The sequence below is a fragment of the Bradyrhizobium sp. 521_C7_N1_3 genome, from assembly GCF_052075975.1.
Lineage (GTDB): Bacteria > Pseudomonadota > Alphaproteobacteria > Rhizobiales > Xanthobacteraceae > Bradyrhizobium > Bradyrhizobium japonicum.
In genome coordinates, this window is record NZ_CP197232.1 from 2,644,246 (window position 1) to 2,667,775 (window position 23,530).

19 protein-coding genes are annotated in these 23,530 nt (G+C 63.3%); 9 read left to right on the top strand and 10 right to left on the bottom strand.

The genetic code is table 11. The features are described from left to right. Positions 1–366: 366 nt before the first annotated feature. Positions 367–1,590 (top strand): glycosyltransferase family 4 protein, encoded by a 1,224-nt coding sequence (locus AB7008_RS11945; RefSeq protein WP_441258850.1) that lies wholly within the window; start codon positions 367–369, stop codon positions 1,588–1,590. A gap of 3 nt (positions 1,591–1,593) precedes the next feature. Here AB7008_RS11945 and AB7008_RS11950 read toward each other — a convergent pair whose 3' ends face one another. From AB7008_RS11950 to AB7008_RS11970, 5 genes are all read right to left on the bottom strand, one after another. Then, positions 1,594–2,985: a hypothetical protein gene (locus tag AB7008_RS11950; RefSeq protein WP_028159075.1), complete on the bottom strand. Its 1,392-nt coding sequence runs from the start codon at positions 2,983–2,985 to the stop codon at positions 1,594–1,596. Positions 2,986–3,055: 70 nt separating this feature from the next. Continuing rightward, on the bottom strand, positions 3,056–4,267 hold the full coding sequence (locus tag AB7008_RS11955; protein ID WP_028159076.1) for a glycosyltransferase family 4 protein: 1,212 nt from the start codon (positions 4,265–4,267) through the stop codon (positions 3,056–3,058). A 57-nt stretch (positions 4,268–4,324) separates the two neighbouring features. Further along, a complete protein-coding gene (locus tag AB7008_RS11960; protein WP_304492929.1) occupies positions 4,325–5,671 on the bottom strand; it encodes a glycosyltransferase family 4 protein in 1,347 nt (448 codons plus the stop codon). Next, positions 5,554–6,846: a hypothetical protein gene (locus AB7008_RS11965; RefSeq protein ID WP_304494138.1), complete on the bottom strand. Its 1,293-nt coding sequence runs from the start codon at positions 6,844–6,846 to the stop codon at positions 5,554–5,556. The genes AB7008_RS11960 and AB7008_RS11965 overlap by 118 nt, the downstream gene beginning before the upstream one ends. 160 nt (positions 6,847–7,006) lie before the next feature. Beyond that, complete coding sequence (locus AB7008_RS11970) at positions 7,007–8,230, bottom strand: polysaccharide biosynthesis/export family protein (RefSeq protein WP_304492930.1); 1,224 nt, start codon at positions 8,228–8,230, stop codon at positions 7,007–7,009. Between the two features lie 543 nt (positions 8,231–8,773). On the opposite strand from AB7008_RS11970, the gene AB7008_RS11975 reads away from it, so the two are divergent. Continuing rightward, positions 8,774–8,917: a hypothetical protein gene (locus tag AB7008_RS11975; RefSeq protein ID WP_014497502.1), complete on the top strand. Its 144-nt coding sequence runs from the start codon at positions 8,774–8,776 to the stop codon at positions 8,915–8,917. Between the two features lie 11 nt (positions 8,918–8,928). Here the strand turns inward: AB7008_RS11975 and AB7008_RS11980 are convergent, their stop codons facing one another. Both AB7008_RS11980 and AB7008_RS11985 read right to left on the bottom strand, forming a co-directional pair. Beyond that, entirely contained in the window at positions 8,929–10,089 is a 1,161-nt protein-coding gene (locus AB7008_RS11980; RefSeq protein ID WP_028159080.1) for a glycosyltransferase, read from the bottom strand. Positions 10,090–10,187: 98 nt separating this feature from the next. Further along, positions 10,188–11,303, bottom strand: a complete 1,116-nt coding sequence (locus AB7008_RS11985) for a glycosyltransferase family 4 protein (protein WP_248881609.1) — start codon at positions 11,301–11,303, stop codon at positions 10,188–10,190. A 269-nt stretch (positions 11,304–11,572) separates the two neighbouring features. Between AB7008_RS11985 and AB7008_RS11990 the strand changes: the two genes are divergently transcribed. The 5 genes from AB7008_RS11990 (at position 11,573) to AB7008_RS12010 (ending at position 17,259) form a co-directional block, all read left to right on the top strand. Then, positions 11,573–12,592: an NAD-dependent epimerase gene (locus tag AB7008_RS11990; RefSeq protein ID WP_304492932.1), complete on the top strand. Its 1,020-nt coding sequence runs from the start codon at positions 11,573–11,575 to the stop codon at positions 12,590–12,592. Positions 12,593–12,767: 175 nt separating this feature from the next. Next, positions 12,768–13,838, top strand: a complete 1,071-nt coding sequence (gmd, locus tag AB7008_RS11995; protein ID WP_441261202.1) for a GDP-mannose 4,6-dehydratase — start codon at positions 12,768–12,770, stop codon at positions 13,836–13,838. Continuing rightward, positions 13,810–14,760, top strand: a complete 951-nt coding sequence (fcl, locus tag AB7008_RS12000) for a GDP-L-fucose synthase (protein ID WP_441258851.1) — start codon at positions 13,810–13,812, stop codon at positions 14,758–14,760. Before gmd ends, fcl begins: the two co-directional genes overlap by 29 nt. Before the next feature lie 176 nt (positions 14,761–14,936). Further along, entirely contained in the window at positions 14,937–16,250 is a 1,314-nt protein-coding gene (locus AB7008_RS12005; protein ID WP_041960701.1) for a UDP-glucose dehydrogenase family protein, read from the top strand. Positions 16,251–16,374: 124 nt separating this feature from the next. Next, on the top strand, positions 16,375–17,259 hold the full coding sequence (locus tag AB7008_RS12010) for an aldose 1-epimerase family protein (protein WP_441258852.1): 885 nt from the start codon (positions 16,375–16,377) through the stop codon (positions 17,257–17,259). Between the two features lie 26 nt (positions 17,260–17,285). Here the strand turns inward: AB7008_RS12010 and AB7008_RS12015 are convergent, their stop codons facing one another. Both AB7008_RS12015 and AB7008_RS12020 read right to left on the bottom strand, forming a co-directional pair. Continuing rightward, the gene (locus AB7008_RS12015; protein WP_441258853.1) at positions 17,286–18,134 is read right to left on the bottom strand and encodes an MBL fold metallo-hydrolase; all 849 of its coding nucleotides are present in this window, start codon (positions 18,132–18,134) and stop codon (positions 17,286–17,288) included. A 111-nt stretch (positions 18,135–18,245) separates the two neighbouring features. Next, entirely contained in the window at positions 18,246–19,355 is a 1,110-nt protein-coding gene (locus tag AB7008_RS12020; RefSeq protein WP_441258854.1) for an acyltransferase family protein, read from the bottom strand. Positions 19,356–19,700: 345 nt separating this feature from the next. Here AB7008_RS12020 and AB7008_RS12025 point away from each other — a divergent pair, with 345 nt between their 5' ends. Next, a complete protein-coding gene (locus AB7008_RS12025; RefSeq protein ID WP_038936894.1) occupies positions 19,701–20,516 on the top strand; it encodes a response regulator transcription factor in 816 nt (271 codons plus the stop codon). Here the strand turns inward: AB7008_RS12025 and AB7008_RS12030 are convergent. Beyond that, the gene (locus tag AB7008_RS12030; protein ID WP_304492938.1) at positions 20,500–21,618 is read right to left on the bottom strand and encodes an alpha/beta hydrolase family protein; all 1,119 of its coding nucleotides are present in this window, start codon (positions 21,616–21,618) and stop codon (positions 20,500–20,502) included. The genes AB7008_RS12025 and AB7008_RS12030 overlap by 17 nt on opposite strands. 146 nt (positions 21,619–21,764) lie before the next feature. Between AB7008_RS12030 and pgm the strand changes: the two genes are divergently transcribed. Beyond that, positions 21,765–23,411 carry a phosphoglucomutase (alpha-D-glucose-1,6-bisphosphate-dependent) gene (pgm, locus tag AB7008_RS12035; RefSeq protein ID WP_441258855.1) on the top strand — a complete coding sequence of 549 codons (1,647 nt, stop codon included), beginning with the start codon at positions 21,765–21,767 and terminating at the stop codon, positions 23,409–23,411. Positions 23,412–23,530: the final 119 nt, after the last annotated feature.

Sequence of the window (23,530 nt, forward strand, 5' to 3'; positions counted from 1 at the left end):
TGCAGGTTCACTCGAACGAACGACACCGACCAGATGAGCGGTCCAATCTTTGTGCACGAGGTGCGGCGTTCGGTGCGTTGACGGCGGGACAATCGGTCGCGGACTCGGCGGGCAAGGGGCCGGGGGACGTTTCAACCGGGCGTTGCTTGCAGAATTTGAGGGGGAACGCCGACTTCGGGCGGAAGGCGCGAACCCGAGAAGCGGACTTCGGACGTCGTCTGCAGTGCCGGGGCGGAGTGTCGCAGATCCGCAACGTCAATATGTTAGGCGCGCAATGCTGTTGCGGGCAAACCGCTGGCACGGCATGGAATTTGCCGCTAAGCACTGACCGAAATGTCGTCGATTGAACGGAGTAAGGCCATTCCCATGCAAGATCCCGCCCCGAATGTCATGTTTCTGGTTGAGGTCGTGAATTGCAATGACGGGATTGCATCCTATTGCGAGACCCTGGCCACGGGATTGCATGGCCGGGGCGTGCAGATCCACCTGGTCTCCGGTGCCGTGCGCTCGGACGAGAAGTCCGAATACAAGCGTCAGAAGCTGGCGGCGGCCGTCAAGGAATGGCACGTCATTCCGGGACTTCGGAAGTTGCCCTCGCTGTCGATCTTCATGCAGTTGTTGAAGCTGATCCGGAAGAACAACATCACCGTGATCAACGTCCACGGGCTGGGCATGCTGATGTGGGGCAGGCTGCTGGCGCTGCTCACCGGCGCGCGCTGCGTTGCGACCTATCATCCCTCGGTGCTCGGGAACATCGAGAAGGTGCAGAATGCGCCGCAATCGACCTTCAGGCCGGTCCAGGTCCTGTTCTTCAACCTCTTCTTTCCCCACACCCTCATCCTGATGTCGGAGGAATCGCTCCGGCATCTGCGACGCTACGTGCTGTTCGGCAAGAACCGGATCGCCAAGGTCTATGGTGGCGTCGACACGGTTCACTTCCGCCCGCCCTCGGAAGCCGAGCGCCGCGATGCGCGCGCGAAATTCGGCGTCGCCGACGGTGAGTTCATGTGCCTGCTGGCGGCCCGTCTCGCCTGGGTGAAGGGCCACGACCTCCTCATCAAGGCGGCGCGCAAGATCCGCGACAGCGCCAGTTCTTCGCCGATCGACATCAAATGCTACTTTGTCGGCAGCGGCGGAGCCGAGCGCGAGAAGGAAATCAAGTCGTTCGCCTATGCCGGCGAGAAGGACAAGGACACCTTCAAGTTCCTCGGGTTCATGGGCGACGTCCGCGAAATCCTCTGGGCCGCCGACGTGTTTGCGCTGCCGAGCCGGTTCGAGGGATTTCCGCTCGGCGTTGCCGAGGCCATGGCGACGGGCCTCGTTCCGGTCCGGACTCCGGCGGGCGGCGCGACTGACCAGATCATCCAGGGCCAGACCGGCTTCATCGTGCCATTCGAGGACGTCGACGCGCTCGTCGGTGCGCTCGAGAAGGTGGCCGACCCTGCGATGCGCGCCGCGCTGTCGCGCAATGCTCTTGCGCGCGCCCAGCAATATTTCGGTGTCGGGCCGATGGTCGACGAGACCCTGAGGATCTACGGTTTGACCGGCGATACCAGCGGCAACGCGCTGGCTCACGCGGTGAAGGCCTAAATCTTAACTGCGTGCGGAGGCCAGCAGATCGCCTCGCCACGTCACCAGAACGACGGCGAGGCCGGCAAAGACGATCTTTCCCGCGAGCCAGGTCAGGGAGTCCGACGGAGCTGCCGCGAGCATCGCGATCGCGGCAGCCGCGACGGTAGCTTCCAGGATCAGCAGCGCCTTTGGCGCCGCCCTGAACCGGATCAGCGGACCGCTGGCGAAGAGGATGATGAGCGCGGTGGCCAAGGCCGCGCTCGCGATCTGTCCCGCCACCGATATGTGAAGCAACGCGCCGATCGAGGACGCCGCCGACACCAGCAGCAGCTGGCACGCCGCGACGACCACCAGCCTCATCGCCGATTTGGTCAGATGCGGCACGATCGCGAGCGTGGCTTGAAGGTGGGTGTGGAGGAAGTAGAAGATCGCCGCGACCGGCGCCGCGTTGAGGAAATCGACCAGCAGATCGGCGGGCACGAACAGATGCGCCGCGTCGGGCAGGAGGCCGATCAGCCCGCCCAGCATCACGATCGTCGCGCAGAGGATGAATTCGAGCATGCGGGCGGTGGCCCTGCGCGCTTCGCCGTCGACGCCGCGCTCGAACTGGACCACGACATTGGGATAGCAGACGGTGTGGATGGCGGCCACCAGGACCGAGAACGGGCGTTGCAGGAGGTCGATCGCCATCGAGAAGCCGGCCGCTCCGGTCGACGCCCGGCCGAGCGTGGCGATCACGATCAGGCGCAAGGTGACTGGTACGGAGAGATGAATGACGGAGGCGGCCGCAGCCATGATGCCGTAGCGGCAGAAATTGCCCCAGTCGGTCAGCATGGCGTGTCGCGACGCGCGCCGTAGCGAAGTGCGATGCACGATCAGGCTCAGGAGAAGCACCGCGCCGTAGCTCGCGGCCATGCCGCACAGCGTCGCTGCAGCCGTGCCGTGGAGCAGCGCGCCCGCGACGGCGCCGGCCAGAAGCACGCTGGCACGCAGAATCAGGAGGATGGACGCGGTCCCCAGCCGGTCGGACACGCGGACGATCATGAAATAGAGGTCGGTGGCGCCTTGCAGCACGGCCATCGCCAGCGCGAGGGCGACGACGCTCGTCTCGAGCGTGCCCAGCAGTCCCGCCACGCCGCCGACGAGCAGCAGCACCAGCGCGCTCAGCAGCCCGGCGCTGAACAGCGAGAACCGCAGGCGCGCGGCTTCTTCTCCGGAAGCTGCGGCAAGGAAACGAACGCCGGCCAGCTGCAGCCATTCGAACACGAAGACGCAGAACAACTGGCTCGTCGCCAGAGCCAGCGAGAACGAGGTGTACTGGGCCGGCGAGAGGATATGGCTGACGGCAAAGATCAGAATGATCGCGGACGCACTCTGGTAGATATAGCTGCCGAATGCGAGCAGGCTGATCATGTCTGGCAATGCGTGAGAAAGAACATGGCGGGATGGTTGAGGGCCATTGGCGGCATCTGCGTCAGCCAGGCTATGTGCGAGGCGTGCCGCGGCCGCGCGTGAGCTCGTCGTAGACGTTGCGATAGCCGGCGACGACGTCGTCAAAAACCCATTTGTCGATGCCGGACTTCAATCGCTCGCTCATCTCCACGATCTGCTGCGGCGCTTCGATGATCGCCGAAATGCTCTTGGCGATCGAGGCGGGATCGGGCGACGTCAGCCAGCCGGTCACGCCGGGCTTGATCGCTTCCTGAATGCCGCCGAACGGCGTGCCGAGCAGGGGTTTGCAGGCGGCCTGCGCGTCGGCGACGACGAGCGGGCAGGGATCTTCCCAGACCGAGGGTACGACCACGACGTTCACCAGTTCGTAAAACTGCTTCGGCTGTACGAAGCCGAGAAATTCGATCCGTGCATTCGGAGCGAGCGCCTTGAGCTGCTTCTGCTGGCTCTCGGTTGTGTGGCCTGCGATGACGAGCCGAAACCGGTCAGGCGGAATCGTCGCGATGGCGCGAACGAGATTGTAGATGCCCTTCTCTTCGGTCAGGCGCCCGATGAAGCCGAACGTGACGGTGCCGTCGACCATCGCGGCGTCTGCGTTGCCGACGTCGGCGGTCGAGGCGTTTCGAATGACGATCTTCCGCGGTGTCTGGGTGAACAGGCCGAGCTGGGTATGGATGTCGAGAATGCGCTGGCTGACGCCGACGACGGCGTCCAGATGTCGCGTCGCCCCGCGACGGCGAAGGGTCAGAATCTGACAGCTCATGCAGCTCGACTCGCAGGCATGTCCGTCCGAGAAGCGCGAGCAGCGCGGGCAGGTGAGATAATAGTCGTGAAGCGTGTGCAGGACCGGAATGCCGAGCTCGGCGGCGGTCCGCCACACCGCGGTCGTCAGGCCGGAGAGATTGTTCGAGTGCAGGATGTCGGGCTTGAAGGCCTTGATGCGCGCCGCAACGAGCTCCGACATTGTCTGCCAGTCCTCGATCGCGTGCCAGATGCCGCGCACCGGTGAGCTATGCTGTTTGGCGAAAGGGAAATAGATGTTGTGTACGGGCGCCGAATACACGTCGATGCCGTTGCAGGTCTCCATCTGCTGGTTCGATGCGGACGCGGCTCGTATCACTTCCACGCCGTCGTTCTGCCCGACCAGGGTCTCGGCGAGGCGGCGGACGAACGTTTCCGCGCCCCCGACCACCTTCGGTGCCAACGGCGTCGGATAGAGGGATGACGTGATAAGGATCTTCATCGAAAAGGTCTGTCCAGCTATCCTGCCAAATGGCTTTGCTGAAATCTCCGTTTCGGCTTATTGCCGGTTGGTTTGATTGTTGTTCAAATACACGTCCAAATATTGTCCTGTCACTGAATCCGCCGAAAACCTCTCGGCAAATCCTGGCTGCGGAGGCCGTGAGACTTTCCAGTGTGACCTCTCGTTGACGGCCTTCAGCATCAATTCTCCCAGTCGCTTATGATCGCTGGGCTCGTAGGATCCAACCATATTGGAAAACCCCGCGATCTCGGGAATCCCGCCGGCCGTCGAACAAATCGTCGCCCGGCCGGCGTTGATGCTTTCGATCAGTGTGCGCGGCAGCGGCTCCGGCCAGACCGAACTCACCAGGCAGACGTCGATGCTGGCATAGAATTCAGCTGCCTTGGCAAAGCCAAGCCATTCGATCTTCTTTCCGCTGCGGCTTTTTAGCCCCCGCACGTAATCCTCAAGCCCCTTTCCGGCAATTTTCAGTTGCCAGCCCTCGTCGGGAAGCTGCTCGGCCGCCTTGAGGACTACCTCGATACCTTTTTCAGCCTCGAGCCGCCCGATGAACCCGAATATCAGATCATTCGAGCTCGAAGCCGGTGACGGCACCACGGAGCTTGGATCGGCGATGTTGAAGATGACGCGGCCATCGGTGCCGGGGAAATATTTCAGCCTGGTGTGCTGGTCGAGCACGAATTGGCTGTTCGAGACCACCGCATCGACCATACGCGAGGCCATCAGATAAGGCGACGTCATGGCGGCGCAGACGGTGCAGCGCTGCGCGCATGTCGCATCGCCCCGAAACAGCGTCGAGCGTTTGCAGAGCAGGGAATAGTCGCGCAGGGTGTGCACGATCCTGATGTTGCGCCGCCTGGCTTCCGACCACAGCGAAACCGAGAAGCCCGTGAGGTTGTTGGTGTGGACGACGTCGGGCTTCTCGATGTCGAGAATTTCGGCGAACCGCGCCGCGGATTTGCGATTCCATGTGTCCTTGAGATGCCACTTCAGGCGCTGGACCGAGGAGGGCTTCCTGTCGTTGCCGAACGGCCAGTAATCGTTGTCCATCGGCACGCGGTATACGCGCACGCCCCTGAGTTCGTCGATCGTACGTTCCTGCTTGTTCTGAAGGCAGACCACCGACACCTGATGGCCGCGCTGGACGAACGCCTCCGCGAGCAGCGACACAGACACTTCGGCGCCCCCGATGATCTCGGGCGGATAGAGCGTGTTAACGATCAGTATTTTCAAGGATAGCCTCGGATTAGCAGCCCGCCGCAGCGTCAGTTCGATGGCCGGATCTCGAAATCCGGCACGGCCGTGCCCTTGACGCTGACAAGCAACGGCGTTGTCGATAACGCCGTCCAGGCGCCGGCGGCAGGGGCCGGCGCTTGCTGACATACATATCTGATCTCGGCATTGGGGTCCGCATTTTTTAATCGAACTTCGAAGCGCTTCGACGCAGTCTCCGACCAAAGCGCGAGTTTCGTTTCCGATCCACTGTCACTGCGAATCTGCACGACGCCGGGCGCCGGCGTGGTTCGCGTTGCCTTCAGGCTGGTGCGGATGAAAGCCCAGCTTTCGCGAATGGAACACACGGCAGGCTTCGGCGAATTGTCGAAATGATAAATGCCGAAATTGTCCTCCAGTTCACCAGGCTTCGTCCCACTGTCCTTCAGCTCGTAGAGCCATATCCCCTTGAGCCAGGGACCGGCGGTCGAGGCCCACAGGATGATCTGCGCCATGTTGTCGGCGGCGAGCTGCTCGGTCACGCCGCATTTCGCGGTTGGTGTCGGCCAGCCCGTTTCGGTCAGATAGATCGGATAGTCGGGATTGCCGGTCGCCTGTGCGACGCGTTGATGAAGATTTTGCAGCCGTTCGATCGCCTCGGCTGCGGTCCGCCCGGCCGGTGACAGGCAATGGTTGTAGATGTGAATGGACATCCCGTCCGCGATACGAAGCAGGTCGGTCTTCAGCAGGGCGTCGGTCCATTTCCAGCCTGGATCGTCGCCCAGCGCTCCGACCACGAAGGGCGCGGATGGCGCCGCCTGCTTGACCGCGGGCTGCACCAATCGGGCGAGCGTCACATAATTTTCGACGGTGAACAGCGGCTCCGCGCGGGCTCTGAGATTGTACTCGTTCCACAACTCGAAGATCGGCTGCCGCGATGCGACCGCTTGCGCGGCTGCAGCGGCATAGGTGACGAATCTCTGGCGCGCTTCGTCGGTCGTCGGCGGATCGGAATTCGGGACGAGATGATGGCCGGTCCCGAGAATGAGCAGCGGAATTCCGACGCCGGATCTGATCTGGGTCTCGAGACGACCGTTCAGGGCATTGAAGCCGAGCCGCTTGCCGGGCAGCTCGAAATCCGACCAGGGGAAGTCGTCGCGGAACGAGGTGACCCCCAGCTCCTTCATCTGCTTGATGGCGGTCGCGGGCACATAGCCGCGGGCGCTGGTGACGCCGCCGAGGCCCTGGTGCGTGCCGACGCCCAGCAGGAAGCGCTGATCGAGCGGCTGCGCATTCTGGGCGTCTGCGGGATATGAGAGGCCGGCCGCGACGCAGAGCCCGCACATCAACATCCGGAAACGACGCAGGGCGCGTTTCCTGTTTTGCTCGGTCACGCTCGTGTCCACTCCTGCTCGCGTCAACCCGACAAGGCTAATACTCTTCTGTGGCCCCAATGCGGTGGGGCCGCCTTGTCTGCGCGCTCGTCATTGAGCGCGCTGAGTTGGGCTATTTGGAGTTCACGACCACCGAGCTGATGTTGTCCGCGTTGGTGGTTGCCGCGTTCAGCGGGTTCATGAGCTTGATAAATTCGATCGACGGCGATTCCGCCACCGAGATCACGTCGTGATCGCGCATCCTGAACGTATCCGCCTGGAACCAGCCGTCCGGCTTGCTCATGTCGAACTTGTAGACGGCAGGGACCGACTTGGTCGGGAACTGGGATACGGCGATGCCGATCTTCTCCAGCAGCGGCTTGGGCTCGAAACGGTAGACGTAGATCGACTTGGAGTCCGCACGGGCGCCGTCGAGACCGCCTGCCTTCGCGATGGCTTCAGCCAGCGACATGTTGTCGTTCTCGAACGAGAAGCGGCGGTTGTTGGTGCCGCCGATCGATCCCGGCGACGGTGTCGAACCGAACACCATGTAGACGCGCGGAATGCGGGTCAGGAAGACGACGTCGCCCGGAGCGAGCAGCGCGTCCTCGTTGGGGTTGTGCACGACCGAGGACATCGTCTCGCTGTAGGTGCGGCCCTCGCGCTTGATCGTGATCGTGCTCTCGTAGGACGGATATTTCGGGCCGCCGGCGCGCGCGATCGCGCCCATCAGACGAATCCCGCCCGGATCGACCGGGAAGCGAAGCGGCGAGTTGACTTCGCCGAGCACGCTGATCTGGTTGCCGCGCTGTTCGGCCACGCTCACGACGGCCTGCGGGTCGATGGCGCGGTCCTTGAGGCGCTCGCGGATGATGTTCGAAACGGCGCGCGGCGTCAGCCCTGCGACCTTGATCGATCCGGCGTAGGGGATGTTGATGTTGCCGGACTGGTCGACCTGCTGTCGCGGAATGTCCACGAAGTTGCCCGGCCGCACGCCTGCTTCGCGTGGAATGAACAGGCCGCCTGCCTGCGCTTCGTACACGGTCACGGTGACGATGTCGCCGATGCCGATGGTGACGTCGCGGTAGTTGCCGCCGGGAAGGCGGGAGAACACCATTCCGGCGGAGTCCGTGAACGCGTTGGTCGCCTGCAGGATCGCCGGATTGACCGGCATCAGGGCATAGGCGAGCGGCGCGCTCGGCTCGGTGATCAGCGCCGCATTTGTTTGCGTAGCGACCGCATCAGGAGCGTCTAATGGAATGAAGCTACCGCAACCCGACAAGGAGAAGCTGATCGCAGCGACAGCCAGGATTCGGCTAATACCGAAATCAAAATCAAAACGTTCGGTCTTAGCCACCACTATTCCCTCACACTCATCTAAAATCGGAATCACCGTACAAATCCCGTGCTGCGGAGTCACTGCTACGTCTTCGACTTTATGGTAAAGCACTTGTGGCTGTGACCTTATTGCCACTTGTGAACGTGGATACACGCCGAAATTTCTGTCCAAAATTTGTGCGGAACATCCTCTTAAATAAGCAGTTCGTAAACCAGACATACACGTGTCAGATCGATGTCACGATTGGCATCGCGATCGAATTAATGAGCAGCGCGCGGCGACAGACTGCAAATGCGACCGCATTGTCGCGAGATGACATCGCCATAAACTTCAAGTATTGGATCCCGTCCTGAGTGATCCTGCGTTGTGTTTTTGTCGTCCTGCGGCGGGCATGGCGCCCGAGCGGACGTTCTCGCCGGGGGCATCGGACCAATGTTTCTGCAACGGGATTCCACCTCCGTTAACGCTTAGATTTGGAAGCTGGCGTCACGCTGGCGTCCGTAAGGTCTTCCTAATCCTGATCCGGCTAGTGGTCGGCCAAACAAAAGGAAGGCGAAGACGATGTTGCACACCGGATCACTGCTGTTCGCGGCCGGCTTTCTCACCTGCGCGATGATCGTCGCATCGGCCATTGCGTGGTCGTTCTCCGATAACCGCGTGAATGATGGCGAGTTCGCGCAGGGCGATGTCCGCCGGCTGGCCTGATCGGCCTGTTGCTACGGTCGCAGATTGTTCGGCAAATCGGACTGCAACTTCGCTTGCTGCCCGGATTCGCTCATCCGCACATGCACGACGTCTGCATAAACCTGACTGAGCGTGCGGTGGGTCTGTTCGATGTCGTAGAGGCGGGTGAAACGCTCATATCCGGCACGGCCGACCGCAGCGAGGTCGAGCCTGGTTGCGCGTTGAAAACCTTCGACCAGTTTTTCGGCCGAGACCTCGTCGCACAGCACGCCCGTCGCATTGTCTTCAACGATTTCCGGCAGGGCGCCGATGCGGAAGGCAATGATCGGCTTGGCCGCCCGCATCGCCTCGATGGCGACCAGGCCAAACGCCTCCCAGCGCGAGGGAATCGCGACCATGTCGGCCTGTTCGAGCTCGGCCTCGATCTGGTTGCGGTTCATCCAGCCCAGAAACGAGACGTTGGCCGGCAGATCGCTTCTGCGGAATTTGCTGACGACTGAGGCGCCGATCAGGCGCACGTCGAGCTTGTCTCCGAGTGCGCGCGCGGCCTCGATCAGGAGATCGTAGCCCTTCTGACGGTCGAGGCGCCCGATGAAGAGGACCTTGATCTTCTCCGACCGCCATTGCGCCGCGCCCTTGTCGAGCGCAGGACGCTGCTTGGAAATCCCGTTGTGCACAAGAACCAGGCGATTCGCCGCGATTCCGACCTGCTTGGCGTCGGCCTGCTCGCTTTCCGAGATGCAGACGATGCGATGGGTGAATTTCGACAGCACCAGCTCGGTGAACTTCGTCACCTCGCGGCTGAGGCGGCCGGTCTCGCGGCCGAAGGCCCAGCCGTGCGGGCAATAGACGATGCGCGAGCGCCGATAGGTCAGCCAGAGCACCGGGCGCACCACGAGCCCGGCGAACGACGAGTGCAGGTGGATGATGTCAGGACGAAGCTGCCGGACCGCGCGCATGGTCGCGAACAGCATGCGAAACAGGCCGACCGCGTTGCGTCCGTCGCGCGGAAACGTGGTGACCGCGTCGTCCTCGATGTTCACCAGGTCGCTGCGATGGTCGGAGGGAACGACATAGTTGACGTTGCCGGGACCGAAGCTCGCGCTCTGGTGCGGATGTAGCTCGTTGAGGTAGGTCGCGATGCCGCCACGGACCGTTTCGGCGACATGCAGAATCTTCAGGCCGCTGGACAACGGTCATTCCTTCCTTGTCTTGAAGGCGCCAGATACTGGAGACGCCGGATCTTGCAGACGCACGTCTAACCTCGCTAAGCAGCAATAATCGGGCCGCGTCATTGTTTCGCACGGTCGGATGTGGATTGGGGTGTCGGTTTGGCGAGGAATTCGAGCATCGCTGCGGCAGACTTGGCCCAGGAATATGTCGTAAGGCGCTGCCGCTGCTTCTCCTGTTCCATCGGCGAGATCCTGCCGAGTTCGATTCTTTCGCGCATCCGTGCCGACAGCTGGTCCGCGTTGAGCGGATCGAAATAGACCGCAGCATCGTTGCAGGTCTCGCGCACGGCGTCGGCGGAACTCGCGATCACCGGACAGGCGAAGAACATCGCCTCCAGGGGAGGCACGCCGAATCCCTCATAAAGGCTCGGAAACACGAATGCGGCGGCCTGGGAGAACAGTGCAGCAATCTCCTCGTCCTTCAGGCGCCCGGCAATGATGACGCCGGACCTCGATTCCGTGGCCGCGCCTCCGAACACTTTGCTGTTATCGCCTCCGACCACCACCAGCGGAAAGTCGGCGCGGCCAAGCTGCTCGGCGGCGCGAATGGCCGTATCGACATTCTTGTTCTTCGTCATCGAGCCGACGAAGAGGAAGAATTGATGGGGCGCAAGACGCAGCTTGTCGATGATCGAGAAGTCGGGCGCGACGGTCGCGAAATGTTCCGCGCTGTTCGCAATGACGGGGATCGAAGCCGGATCCAGCGACAGCACCTCGGCAAGTTCGTTGCGTGAAAACGCCGAAACTGTTGCGATCGTTGCCGTGCGCGCCAGCAGATGGCCGAGTGTCCGGTGCAGGGCGAGGTAGCGCCAGCTGAAGAAGTCCGGCCGCCGGAAAACCTGCGCGTCGTGAATCACGACGAGATGGTCGCGGTGGAGTACGGGGCCCGAATTAGCGAGGCTGACGAGACGGGTGCCGGCTGCGGCGCGCGCCAGATCGATCTGGTCCCACGCGTGCCCCTGCAATGATCCGATCTGCTTGATGGCGATGCGGCGAAGACCTGGAAGCGTCTGCGCATTCGGCGGCGCAAGGATTTGCCACTCTGCATCCAGAAGTTGCTGTGGAGCCTCTCCGCTCGCGAGCAAGCGGTCCATCGCCTTGACGATCTCGGCGGCGTAACGCTGCACGCCCGTGAGCGATTGTGACAGGAACCTGCCGTTGATGGAGAGTTTCAAAGTCGATCTTTTTCTTTGCGGGTTCTTGCGCGAACAATGCCCGAAGACTGAGCATCAGGCGCCGAATATACGTTCTATGACGTCTAGCACATGTGGCGCTATCGTCCGAGCATCCTTGCAGGCGGATAGCATGCGATGGTGCATGACGCCATCATGTTTCCTACACATTTCGATGCGCTTACATGGGCCGACTGATTTGATGATTGTCGTGACTGTCCAAACCTTGCCTCTCATGTCCTGGTCTGGCAATGCTCCGCGGAATGAACGAGATGACAACTTTGCGGCCAGTGATCGTTACCGGCGCTGCCGGCTTTATCGGAATGCATGTTTGTGAACGGCTGTTGGCACGTGGCGAGCAAGTCGTCGGCATCGATGCAATCACTCCGTATTACGATCCCGCGCTGAAGCGTGCGCGTCTCGCAACGCTCGAACACCGTCCAGGGTTCAAATTCCACAAGATCGATCTCGCAGACTTCGCCGCCGTGACGCGCGTCTTCGACGAGGTCTCGCCCGATCGCGTCGTGCATCTGGCGGCGCAGCCGGGCGTGCGCGCGTCGATCGACGATCCCATCACCAGCATCCGGGCCAATTGTGACGGCTTTGTCACCGTGCTCGAAGCCGGCCGGCGCCATGGTCTGGCGCATCTCGTCTACGCCTCGTCGAGTTCGGTGTATGGCGCCAACCGCACCTTGCCGTATTCGACCGAGCATTCGGTGAACCATCCGGTCAGCCTTTACGCCGCAAGCAAGAAAGCCAACGAACTGATGGCGCATACGTTTGCGCATGTTCACAAGCTGCCGGTGACCGGGCTTCGCTTCTTCACCGTCTACGGCCCGTGGGGCCGGCCCGACATGGCCGCCTATCTGTTCACGCGCGCGATCTTCGCGAATGAGCCGATCAGGATTTTCAATAAAGGCGACATGTGGCGCGACTTCACCTATGTCGACGACATCGTCGAAGGGGTGATCCGCACCCTCGATCGGCCTGCGGCGCCGAATCCCGCATGGAATGCCGAGCGGCCGGAAAATTCGTCGAGCTATGCGCCGTATCGCGTCTACAACATCGGCAACAACAGGTCGGTCAACCTGATGGAGTTCGTCGAGACGCTCGAGAAGATCATCGGCAAGCCGGCGATCCGCCAGCTGTTGCCGATGCAGGCCGGCGACGTCCTGGAGACGCGCGCCGACATTTCCGCGCTCCAGCGCGACGTCGGCTTCTCGCCGTCGACGTCGATCGCGGATGGCCTCGGCCGCTTCGTCGAATGGTACCGGAAGTACCACGGCGTCTGATCCCGCGGGCGGCACCTGCGTGTCGCCCGGGAACGCCGTTCTTAAGCCAGTTCTTGAGCTGGTTCTTGCGCTTTTGACCCCCGGCGGCCTTGTCAGCGGGCGCGAACGGTGGTTATCCCGTCCCTCTGAACCTCTTTGACCCCGAACCAGGCGCGGGCCCATGGCTGAGCGGATCATGGCTGAGCGGATCGCTCTCATCACCGGCGTGACCGGTCAGGACGGCGCCTATCTCGCCGAATATTTGCTGTCGCTCGGCTATGTCGTGCACGGCATCAAGCGGCGCTCGTCCTCGTTCAACACCGCGCGCGTCGATCACCTCTACCAGGACCCGCATGTCGGCAACGTGCCGTTCCTGATGCACTATGGCGACATGACGGATTCGACCAATCTGATCCGCCTGGTGCAGCAGATCCGGCCGACCGAGATCTACAATCTCGCCGCCCAGAGCCACGTCGCCGTCAGCTTCGAGAGCCCGGAATATACCGCCAACGCCGACGCCATCGGCGTGCTGCGCCTCCTGGAAGCGATCCGCATCCTCGGCATGGAGAAGGAGACGCGGTTCTACCAGGCCTCGACCTCCGAGCTCTATGGCCTCGTGCAGGAGATCCCGCAGAAGGAGACGACGCCGTTCTATCCGCGCTCGCCCTATGGCGTTGCCAAACTCTACGGCTACTGGATCACGGTGAACTACCGCGAAGCCTACGGCATGTTCGCGTCGAACGGCATCCTGTTCAACCATGAGAGCCCGATCCGCGGCGAGACCTTTGTGACCCGCAAGATCACCCGCGGCGTCGCCCGTATCGAGGTCGGGCTGGAACAGACGCTCTATCTCGGCAATCTCGAAGCCAAGCGCGACTGGGGCCATGCCCGCGACTATGTCGAGGGCATGCACAGGATCCTGCAGGCCGACAAGCCTGACGACTTCGTGCTCGCCACCGGCGAGATGCGCTCGGTGCGCGAGATGGTCGAGCTGTCCTTTGCCCATGTCGGCCGCCGCATCGTATGGCGCGGCAAGGGCGTCGAGGAGACCGGCGTCGATGAGACGAGCGGCAAGATCGTGGTGAAGATCGATCCGACCTATTTCCGTCCGACCGAGGTCGATCTCCTCGTCGGCGACGCCAGCAAGGCGCGCGAGGTGCTCGGCTGGACGCCGAAGCGCAGCTTTGCCCAGCTCGTCGAGGAGATGATGACGAGCGATCTGGCCGAGGCAAAACGGGATGCTGGCCGTGGCAAACGCACCGTTTGAGCTGAAGGGCAAGAGCGTCTATGTCGCCGGCCATCGCGGCATGGTCGGCGCCGCGCTGCTGCGCCGGCTGGCGCGGGAGGACGTGCATCTCGTCACGGTCGACCGGCGCGAGGTCGATCTCTGCAACCAGGCCGCCGTGTTCGACTGGTTCGCGAAAACGCGGCCGCAAGTGATCTTCCTCGCCGCGGCCAAGGTCGGCGGCATCGTCGCCAACGACACGCTGCGCGCCGAGTTCATCTACGACAACATCGCGATCGCGGCGAACGTGATCCAGGCCGCGCATCAGAACGGCGCCGAGAAGCTGATGTTTCTGGGCTCGTCCTGCATCTATCCGAAGCTGGCGCCGCAGCCCTTGCGCGAGGATTCCATGCTCACCGGTCCGCTGGAGCCGACCAACGAGCCCTATGCGATCGCCAAGATCGCCGGCATCAAGATGGCGGAGGCCTATCGCAGTCAGTATGGCAGCGACTTCATCAGCGTGATGCCGACCAATCTGTACGGTCCCGGCGATAATTATCACCCCGAGCTGAGCCACGTCGTGGCCGCCCTGATCCGCCGCTTCCATGAGGCGAAGGTTTCGGGAGCAAAGAGCGTCATCGTGTGGGGCACCGGCACGCCGCGGCGCGAGTTCCTCTATGTCGACGACATGGCGGATGCCTGCGTGCACCTGATGAAGACCTATTCGAGCGAGGAGCTGGTCAACATCGGCACCGGCGAGGACATCACCATCGCCGAGTTCGCGCGCGTCGTGGCCGCCATCGTCGGCTACGGCGGCGAGATCGGTTTCGACACCTCGCGCCCCGACGGCACGCCGCGCAAATTGCTCGACGTCAGTCGTCTCGCCAAGCTCGGCTGGCGCGCCACGACCTCGCTCGAGGATGGCGTGAGACGCGCTTACGAGGCGTATCTGTCGCATACGTAGAATGCAACCAATGCATGTCGCGTATTTCAGGAGATGACCGCAACGCCTGTCACGCGCGGCGGTTAAGGTTTATTCGGTTCGCGAAGCAACCTGCCCTAATGTTGGGCGTGCGGCCGGATACAGAAATGGTCTAGGGTGTTCAGTGGAGCATCCGTCTTCAACGGAAAGAGTTTTTCATGCGAATCGCGATGATCGGAACGGGCTATGTGGGACTGGTGTCCGGAGCCTGCTTTGCGGATTTCGGTCACGACGTCACCTGCGTCGACAAGGACGAGAAGAAGATCGCGGCGCTTCATCGCGGCGAGATTCCGATCTACGAGCCCGGCCTCGACGAGCTGGTCGCGACCAATGTGAAGGCCAAGCGGCTCGACTTCACCACCGATTTGTCGAAGCCGGTCGCGGATGCCGATGCCGTCTTCATCGCGGTCGGCACGCCGTCGCGCCGCGGCGACGGTCACGCTGATCTGTCCTATGTCTACGCCGCCGCGCGCGAGATCGCGCAGTCGCTGTCGGGCTTCACCGTCGTCGTGACCAAGTCCACCGTCCCGGTCGGCACCGGCGACGAGGTCGAGCGCATCATCCGCGAGACCAACCCCGCGGCCGACGTCGTCGTCGCCTCCAACCCCGAATTCCTGCGCGAGGGCGCCGCGATCCGCGACTTCAAGTACCCCGATCGCGTCGTCGTCGGCACCTCTGACGAGCGCGGCCGCAAGGTGATGGGCGACATCTATCGCCCGCTGTCGCTGAACCAGGCGCCGCTGATGTTCACGGCGCGCCGGACCGCCGAGATGATCAAATACGCCGCGAACGCGTTCCTCGCGACCAAGATCACCTTCATCAACGAGATCGCGGACCTCTCGGAAAAGGTCGGCGCCAACGTGCAGGAGGTCGCGCGCGGCATCGGCCTCGACAACCGCATCGGCACCAAGTTCCTGCACGCGGGTCCCGGCTTCGGCGGCTCCTGCTTCCCGAAGGACACCAAGGCGCTGATCAAGATCGCGCAGGACTATGACGTGAGCTTGCGCATCGTCGAATCCGTGCTGGCGGTCAATGAGAACCGCAAGCGCGCGATGGCGCGAAAAGTGAGCCAGGCGCTCGGCGGCAGCTTGCGCGGCAAGACCATCGCCGTGCTCGGCCTCACCTTCAAGCCCGACACCGACGACATGCGCGATGCGCCGTCGATCCCGCTCGTCACCGGCCTGATCGACATGGGCGCGACGGTCAAGGCCTTCGATCCCGTCGGCATGGAGCAGGCCAAGGGCGAGCTGCCGCACATCACCTATTGCGAGGATGCCTATTCCTGCGCGCAAGGCGCCGATGCGCTCGTCATCGTCACCGAATGGGTGCAGTTCCGCGCGCTCGATCTCCACCGGCTGAAGGCGGCCATGACCCAGCCCGTCGTGGTCGATCTCCGCAACATCTACCCGCCCGAAGAGATGCAAGCCGCCGGCTTCACCTACGAGAGCATCGGGCGATCGTCCCAGGCTTAAGCCAGTCGTTTGAAGTTCGGCTTCGCCCGCCTCATCCTGGGGCGGGCGAAATTGTTTCTGATGCGATATGATCAGGTCGCATCAGGTCGCCGCGTTTGGCCTCGTTGCCGCGATGGAGATTGTCATGACCGACGACACGCATACGATCCGCAGTGGCGGACTCACCGCGGCCATCAAGGCACACGGCGCCGAGCTGTGCTCGTTGAAGGACGGCAGCGGTGTCGAATTTGTCTGGCAGGCGGGGCCGGCCTGGCCGCGCCACGCGCCGCTGCTGTTTCCGATCGTCGGGCGTCTCGCCAATGACGAAATGCGGCACCGGGGCAAGACCTACCGGATGACCCAGCACGGTTTTGCGCGCGACAGCCGGTTCGCGTGGGTCGAGCGCGGCGAGAACCGTTGCACGCTAGCGCTCGAAGACAGCGAGACAACGCGCGCACTCTATCCGTTCGCATTTCGCCTGACGGCCACCTATGTGATCGACGCCGCCGGTCTCGATCTCTCGCTCACGGTCGTGAACACAGGCAAGGAGACATTGCCGGTGTCGCTCGGCGGCCATCCCGCCTTCAACTGGCCGCTTCAGCCTGGAATGTCGAAAGAGAGCTACACGCTGACGTTCACGAACGAGGAGCCGTCTCCGGTTCGCCGTGTCGAGGGCGGACTCCTGCTCGCGGCAACGGATCCGAGCCCGGTCAGAGGCACCGTGCTTCCCTTATCCGAAGCTCTGTTTACCAATGACGCCGTCATCCTCGATCCCGTCAACAGCCATGCGGTCCGCTATGCGGCCGGGCAGGGCGCCGGGCCCTGGCTCAAAATGTCATGGCGCGGTTTTCGCGAGCTCGGCGTCTGGTCGAAACCGACAGGCGCGCCGTTCTTGTGCATCGAGCCCTGGCGCGGCTATGCCAGTCCCGTCGGTTTCGACGGCGAGTTCAGCGACAAGCCGGGTCTGATGCACATCGCGCCCGGCGCGAACGAAGGACTGTCGTACCGGATCGAGGTCGGCTCTTCCTGAGGCAGGCCTTCGCGTGCCTGTGGCTCTCAGACCTCGATCCGCGTGAGGTCCTCGCCGAGCACGACGGGACCTGCGTAGTCTCGGCGGACGTCCGCGAGAAGTGCGTTCAGCATGGAATCGTCAGTGCGCGGCCGGTGATGGGTCAGCGCGAGCTTCTTAACGCCGGCCTTGGCGGCAACCTTGCCGACCGTATCGCCGCAGGCGAGCGTATATTTTGCGAGCCGGCGGAAGTGGTCGTTGGTGATCTCAGGCGTCGCGAGAAAGCAGCACTGGACCAGCAGGTCGGCTCCCTGTGCCAGCCGCTCGAGACCGGGGCAGGGGACCGTGTCGCCGGAGATCGCTATGACCTTGCCCTCGGCTTCGAAGCGGAAGCCGAGGCACATCCAGCGCGCGAGAAACGCCGGCGACATGTCGAGACCGTCGCCATGTGAGACAAGCTCGGCGCTGATCTTCCAGCGACCGGTGTCGAGGACGGGGCCGGGAATGATGTCCGTCGCGATGACCGGCTTCCAGCCGCCAAAGGTCGGCTCGCCCTGATCCCGCCAGGCGATGTCCTTGTCGTAGACCTGTGTGATCAGCGTGTTGACGAGCCGTTCGGTATCGGGCGGACCGTAGATGCGCAGATCGTCCTTGCGGCCATGCATCCACGAATTCAACATCACATCGTAGAGGTCGCCGATGTGGTCGAAGTGGTGATGGGTGAGAAAGACCGTGTTGATGGCGCCGAGCGGCACGCCCACTTTGTGGAGCTGCACCATAACGCCGCGGCCCGCGTCGAACAGGATATTCTCCTCGCCGAGCCTGATCAGCGTGGTCGTCGCCATGCGGCGCGTGTCCGGGCGTGGGCCGCCGGTGCCGAGCAGTATGACTTCCATGGCGCCTACTCCAGCGTGAAGCCGGTCGATCTGATCACGCCGCCCCAGCGTGTCTGAATATCTCTCGTGGCGTACTTTAGATTCGAAGGCGTCAACTAGACAAGCCGCGCGTCAGTGCAGACCGGCCGCAGTGGCAGCGATGGTCGGCCGGATCGGCGAGCGGTCCGATCCCGCGGACGTCAGGCGATGTGCAAAATCCTGCGCACGCCGCTCGACCAGATGCCAGGTCGCGCGCGCGATGAGATAGCTGAGCGCGGCGGTAACGGTATAGGCGATCAGCAGCGACACCAGTCCGTCCGCAAGCGGCCAGATCTGGTGCAGGCCGTAGATCACCGCGAAGTGCGACAGGTACATCGAATAGGAGTTGCGGCCGAGCGCCTCGATCGGCCGGCAGCGGATCGCGAGGCGGATGCAACCTGCAACCAGCGCGCCGAGCACGAGGTTGATCATCAGGTAGTTGAATTCATGCGAGCCGGTCGCGCGGTCGGCGATGAAGGACAGCGCGATGAAGACGGCGAAGATCGCGGCGTCCGACTTCGCAAAGCCGTCGCGCAGCGAGAAGAACAGCGCGCAGCCCACGAGGAAGACCGGCAACTGGTTCAGGAAGCTGATGTGCAACGCATTCCAGACGAAGGCTTCGTGGCCGGGCCCGTAATAGGCCGAGAACAGTGCGAATGCCCACGGCTTGAACAGGCAGACATTGACGAGATGCAGCACGATCGCGAGCGCTAGATAGAGATGGCGGCGCGATCCGAACGCCGTGATCACGAAGGGGAAGACGAGATAGAACGTCATCTCCGCGGCGATCGACCAGTCGCCCGGCACGACGCTGTTGACGCTGTCCGGCCAGAAGCCGTGTAGGAAGGTCGCGGTCAGGATCACCTGGAGCGGCCCGATGCCGTTGGGCGCGTTGTAGCTGGGACCCGTGCCGTTGATGAGCAGATAGAGCGGGATCGCGAGCCAGAACAGCGGCGCGATGCGCAGGAAGCGCCGGATGTAGAATTTGCGCGTTGGGTCAGTTTCGGTGCGCTGCGTCCACATCAGACACATCGTCATGGCGCTGACGAAGTAGAACACGTTGACGCCGGTCCAGCCGCACATGAAGGCGAAGTCGACGGCGTGGATCCTTGAAGGAAAAGATTGTGAGACGTGGATCGCCATCACGCCGACGATGGCGAGGCCGCGCAGGACGTCGAGCGTGTGCGAACGACCGAAAGGCATTGCACCTTGCTCGGTTCGTTCGGCGGCCAACCGGGCCTGCCCCCGCATCACGCCTGCTCCGTGGTTTCGCATCTGCAAGCGGAGACCATAGAGGCGCGGCCGGCTGTTTCGAAGCTGAAGCCCTTCTTTACGTTAATCAGCGGTTGAGTCCGGTGCCGAATGTACGGGATCGGTGGTGTCGAGAGCCCTGGTCGGCGCTCGCACGAGCCACGCCGGCATGATGATGCGCGCGATGAGAATTGTGGGGCAATTCATACTTAATGCGCCAAGATCATGACCAATATTGTTCGGGCAGCACAACACGCCTAGTATTCCAGCAGGCAATTTCGGGGGCTCGAATAAGTCGTGAATGTTCGTTCACAGGACAGTGCGCTGCGCGACGACTTGAACTTTCAAGCCGCGCCACAAGCACACAGGACATCCAACAACGTGGTTGATTCCGGACGTCAGGAATTGAGGCCTGCCGGCCGCGAGCGGCTGATCGTCGTCGAAGACGATCCCGTGACGCGGACGATGCTGGTCGGCTATTTCAACGAGAACAATTTCGACGTGGTCGGCGCCGGCTCCTGCGCGGAATGCCGCCAGGCGCTGCGCTCGCGCACCGATCTCGTCTTCCTCGACGTGCAGTTGCCTGACGGCGACGGCTTCGAGCTCGCCAAGGAGATCCAGGCGACCAGCAACGCCGGCATCATCTTCGTGACGCGCCGCGACACCGACGTCGATCGCATCCTCGGCCTCGAGATCGCCGGCGACCATTACGTCACCAAGCCGATCAATCTGCGCGACCTGCTCGCGCGCGCGCGCAGCGTGCTGCGGCGGCGCTCGATCGACCGCAAGGCGGCGCGCAACCACAATTCGATCGCCTTCGGCGACTGGATCATCGACCTGACCCGGCGCGAGCTGCTCGGCAGCGACGGCAAGCCGGTGGCGTTGACGCGCGCCGAGTTCGACTTGCTCGCGGCGCTGGTCGGCGCCGACGGCCGGCCGCTCAGCCGCGACTATCTGATCGAGGTCGTCAGCAACCGCCAGGCCGAGGTCGATATCCGCACGGTCGATGCGCTGGTGGCGCGGCTGCGCCGCAAGCTCGTCGGCAGCGGCACGCCGGTGATCGCGACCGTCACCGGCGTCGGCTACAAGCTCGCGCTCAGCGAGCGGCTCTAGTCGCCCCGGCCAGCTGGTCGTCGACCGCATACAGCGTGCAGGTCGGCGACCATTTCATGCAGGCGCTAAGCGAATCGCGCCGGGCGTCGTCGGCGGTCGTGCGGCCCGAACGCCAGCCGTAACCGCCGTTCGGCGACACCGCAAAAGCCTTGTGCGGCATGGTGCTGGCGAGATAGCGCGAGAATTCGGCGCGCGCGGCCTCGTTGAGCTGGCCCGGCGGCGGCAGCGGATCGGGGAGGCTCAGGATGTCATGGCCGAGCCCGCGCTCGCGCAGGAAGGCGTCGAGATAGAGCGTCCATTGCGGGCGGCCCACCACCGAATAGAGATAGTGGCCGTCATCGCCGTAAGGCGGCGCCGCAATGAATTTCGCGTGACCGCCGTTGCCGCGAAATCCGTCATAGAGGCGACGCGCGAGATCGGGACCGAAGAACGAATCATTGGCCGCATAGACCCACAGCATTGGCACGCGCGAGGTCTTGCCGAACGTGGCAAAGGCCTGCACCAGCCCATCCTCGTTGCAGACGTCGTCGTCATCGCGCGAGCCGCGGCCGCCGGCAAAGCTGATCGCGGCGACGAGACCGGACGGCGCCTGCGCCGTCAGCGCGACGGTGGCGAGCCCGCCGGCGGAATGGCCGGCCGCGATCATGCCCGATGTCGTGACGTCGGCCCTGCGCCCCATCGCATCGATCGCCGCGCGCAAATCCGCGACCGCAACCGCGGCCGCCGGCAGATAGGCGGCATTTGCGCAACCGCGGACGCTGTCGACGCGCCCGCCGGGCGAGGTGCCGTAGCCGCGCCGCATCACGATCAGCGCGGCAAAGCCGCGCCGGGCATATTCGAGCGCGATCCCGTAATATTTGTGCGCCGACATCGTCGCGCGGTCGTCGAAACTGCGCGGCGAGCCGTGGCTGAGCAGCGCGAGCGGATAACGCTTCGTTCCGGCCGGCCGGACCAGAAAGGCCTCCAGCCCCTGAGGCCCGGCCTCCGTCATCGGGATGCGCAGGTCTTCCGTGTAGAACTCCGCGGCCATCGCATTGGGCACGATGCCGGCCGTCGCAAGCCAGGCCATCAGTACAACCAAGAGCCTGTGAAACAACGTCATGCCCCGACTCGAAAAAGCCCCGATCTCAAAGACCATAGCATGATCTCAGGAACGGCCAGCCCGCCGCGCGTGTTGTGCCCTTGGCGGGGGGCCGGCCGATGCTATGGTATTCCACAAACTCTGCACGACAGGACGAGGATATTTCAGTGGCTGATGTTCATCCCGCGGCGGGCAAGCTGGTCTCGCCGGACGCGCTCACCAACGTTCCGCGGCTGGTCACGGCCTATTTCGCCGGCAAGCCCGATGTCGGCGATCCCGCGCAGCGGGTGGCGTTCGGAACCTCCGGCCATCGCGGCACGTCGTTCAAGAACAGCTTCAACGAAGGCCATATCCTCGCGACCACCCAGGCAATTTGTGACTACAGAAGGGAAAAGGGCCTGACCGGCCCGCTCTTCATCGGCATCGATACCCATGCGCTGGCCGAGCCGGCGCTGGTCAGCGCCGTCGAGGTGTTCGCGGCCAACGGCGTCGACGTCATGATCGACAAGGACGGCGGCTACACGCCGACGCCGGTGATCTCGCACGCGATCCTGACCTACAACAAGGGCCGCACTAGCGGCCTTGCCGACGGCGTCGTCGTCACGCCCTCGCACAATCCCCCCGAGGACGGCGGTTACAAATACAATCCGCCGCATGGCGGGCCGGCCGACACCGACGCGACCTCCGTGATCGAGAAGCGCGCCAACGCCTATCTCGCCGACGGCCTCAAGGGCGTCGCGCGGATGGACTACGCCAAGGCGAAAAAGTCGGCGAACGTGCACGCCTACGACTTCATCACGCCCTACGTCGCCGATCTCGGCAATGTCGTCGATCTCGATCTCGTCAAATCCGCCGGCATCAATATCGGGATCGATCCGCTCGGCGGCGCCGCCGTGCATTACTGGCATCCGATCATCGAGCGCTACGGCCTGAAGGCCACCGTCGTGAACGAGGCGATCGATCCGACCTTCCGCTTCATGACCGTCGACTGGGACGGCAAGATCCGCATGGATTGCTCCTCGCCCTACGCGATGGCGAGCCTGATCGCGATGCGAGACCGCTTCGACGTCGCCTTTGCCAACGATACCGACGCCGATCGCCACGGCATCGTGACGCGCACCGGCGGCCTGATGAATCCGAACCATTACCTCGCAACCGCGATCTCCTATCTGTTCGCGCACCGTCCGAACTGGGGCAAGGATGCCGCGATCGGCAAGACCGTGGTGTCGAGCTCGATCATCGATCGTGTCGCCAAGAAGCTCGGCCGCAGGCTGGTCGAGACGCCGGTCGGCTTCAAATGGTTCGTCGACGGCCTTGTCACGGGCAGCTTCGGCTTCGGCGGCGAGGAGAGTGCAGGGGCCTCGTTCCTGCGCCGCGACGGCGGGGTGTGGACCACCGACAAGGACGGCATCATCCTCGGCCTGCTCGCCGCCGAGATCATGGCCAAGACCGGCCGCGATCCCAGCCAGCTCTTCAACGACCTCACCGCCGAGCTCGGCGTGCCGCACTATGCGCGCATCGACGTCGCTGCCACCACACCGCAGAAGAATATCCTGAAGTCCGTCACGCCCGAGCAGCTCGGCCTGAAGGATCTCGCCGGAGATCCTGTCCGTGCCACCCTGAGCAAGGCGCCGGGCAACGGCCAGCCGTTCGGCGGCATCAAGGTCGAAACCGATTTCGGCTGGTTCGCCGCAAGGCCGTCAGGGACCGAGGACGTCTACAAGATCTACGCGGAGAGCTTCCGCAGCACCGAGCACCTGAAGCGGATTCAGGAAGAGGCGCAGGCGGGGTTGAAGAAGGTGTTCGGGGCGTAGGGCACCGAGCCCCGTACGACTCTTCGGCCGCTGCTCCGAGGAGTGTTTTCCGCATTCTCCGCCGTCATCACCCGCGAAAGCGGGTGATCCAGTACGCCGCGGCGCGAGTTGCGTGGACC

Coding starts and splice junctions, on each gene's coding strand:
- AB7008_RS11965 (WP_304494138.1), bottom strand. CDS start 6,846: ATGTGCGGGCTCTGCGTCGCGGCCGGCCTCTCATATCCCGCAGACGCC.
- AB7008_RS11955 (WP_028159076.1), bottom strand. CDS start 4,267: ATGAAGATCCTTATCACGTCATCCCTCTATCCGACGCCGTTGGCACCG.
- AB7008_RS12005 (WP_041960701.1), top strand. CDS start 14,937: ATGCGAATCGCGATGATCGGAACGGGCTATGTGGGACTGGTGTCCGGA.
- AB7008_RS12015 (WP_441258853.1), bottom strand. CDS start 18,134: ATGGAAGTCATACTGCTCGGCACCGGCGGCCCACGCCCGGACACGCGC.
- AB7008_RS11950 (WP_028159075.1), bottom strand. CDS start 2,985: ATGATCAGCCTGCTCGCATTCGGCAGCTATATCTACCAGAGTGCGTCC.
- AB7008_RS12020 (WP_441258854.1), bottom strand. CDS start 19,355: ATGCCTTTCGGTCGTTCGCACACGCTCGACGTCCTGCGCGGCCTCGCC.
- AB7008_RS11945 (WP_441258850.1), top strand. CDS start 367: ATGCAAGATCCCGCCCCGAATGTCATGTTTCTGGTTGAGGTCGTGAAT.
- AB7008_RS11990 (WP_304492932.1), top strand. CDS start 11,573: ATGACAACTTTGCGGCCAGTGATCGTTACCGGCGCTGCCGGCTTTATC.
- gmd (WP_441261202.1), top strand. CDS start 12,768: ATGGCTGAGCGGATCGCTCTCATCACCGGCGTGACCGGTCAGGACGGC.
- AB7008_RS11960 (WP_304492929.1), bottom strand. CDS start 5,671: ATGTCAGCAAGCGCCGGCCCCTGCCGCCGGCGCCTGGACGGCGTTATC.
- AB7008_RS12030 (WP_304492938.1), bottom strand. CDS start 21,618: ATGACGTTGTTTCACAGGCTCTTGGTTGTACTGATGGCCTGGCTTGCG.
- AB7008_RS11975 (WP_014497502.1), top strand. CDS start 8,774: ATGTTGCACACCGGATCACTGCTGTTCGCGGCCGGCTTTCTCACCTGC.
- fcl (WP_441258851.1), top strand. CDS start 13,810: ATGCTGGCCGTGGCAAACGCACCGTTTGAGCTGAAGGGCAAGAGCGTC.
- AB7008_RS12010 (WP_441258852.1), top strand. CDS start 16,375: ATGACCGACGACACGCATACGATCCGCAGTGGCGGACTCACCGCGGCC.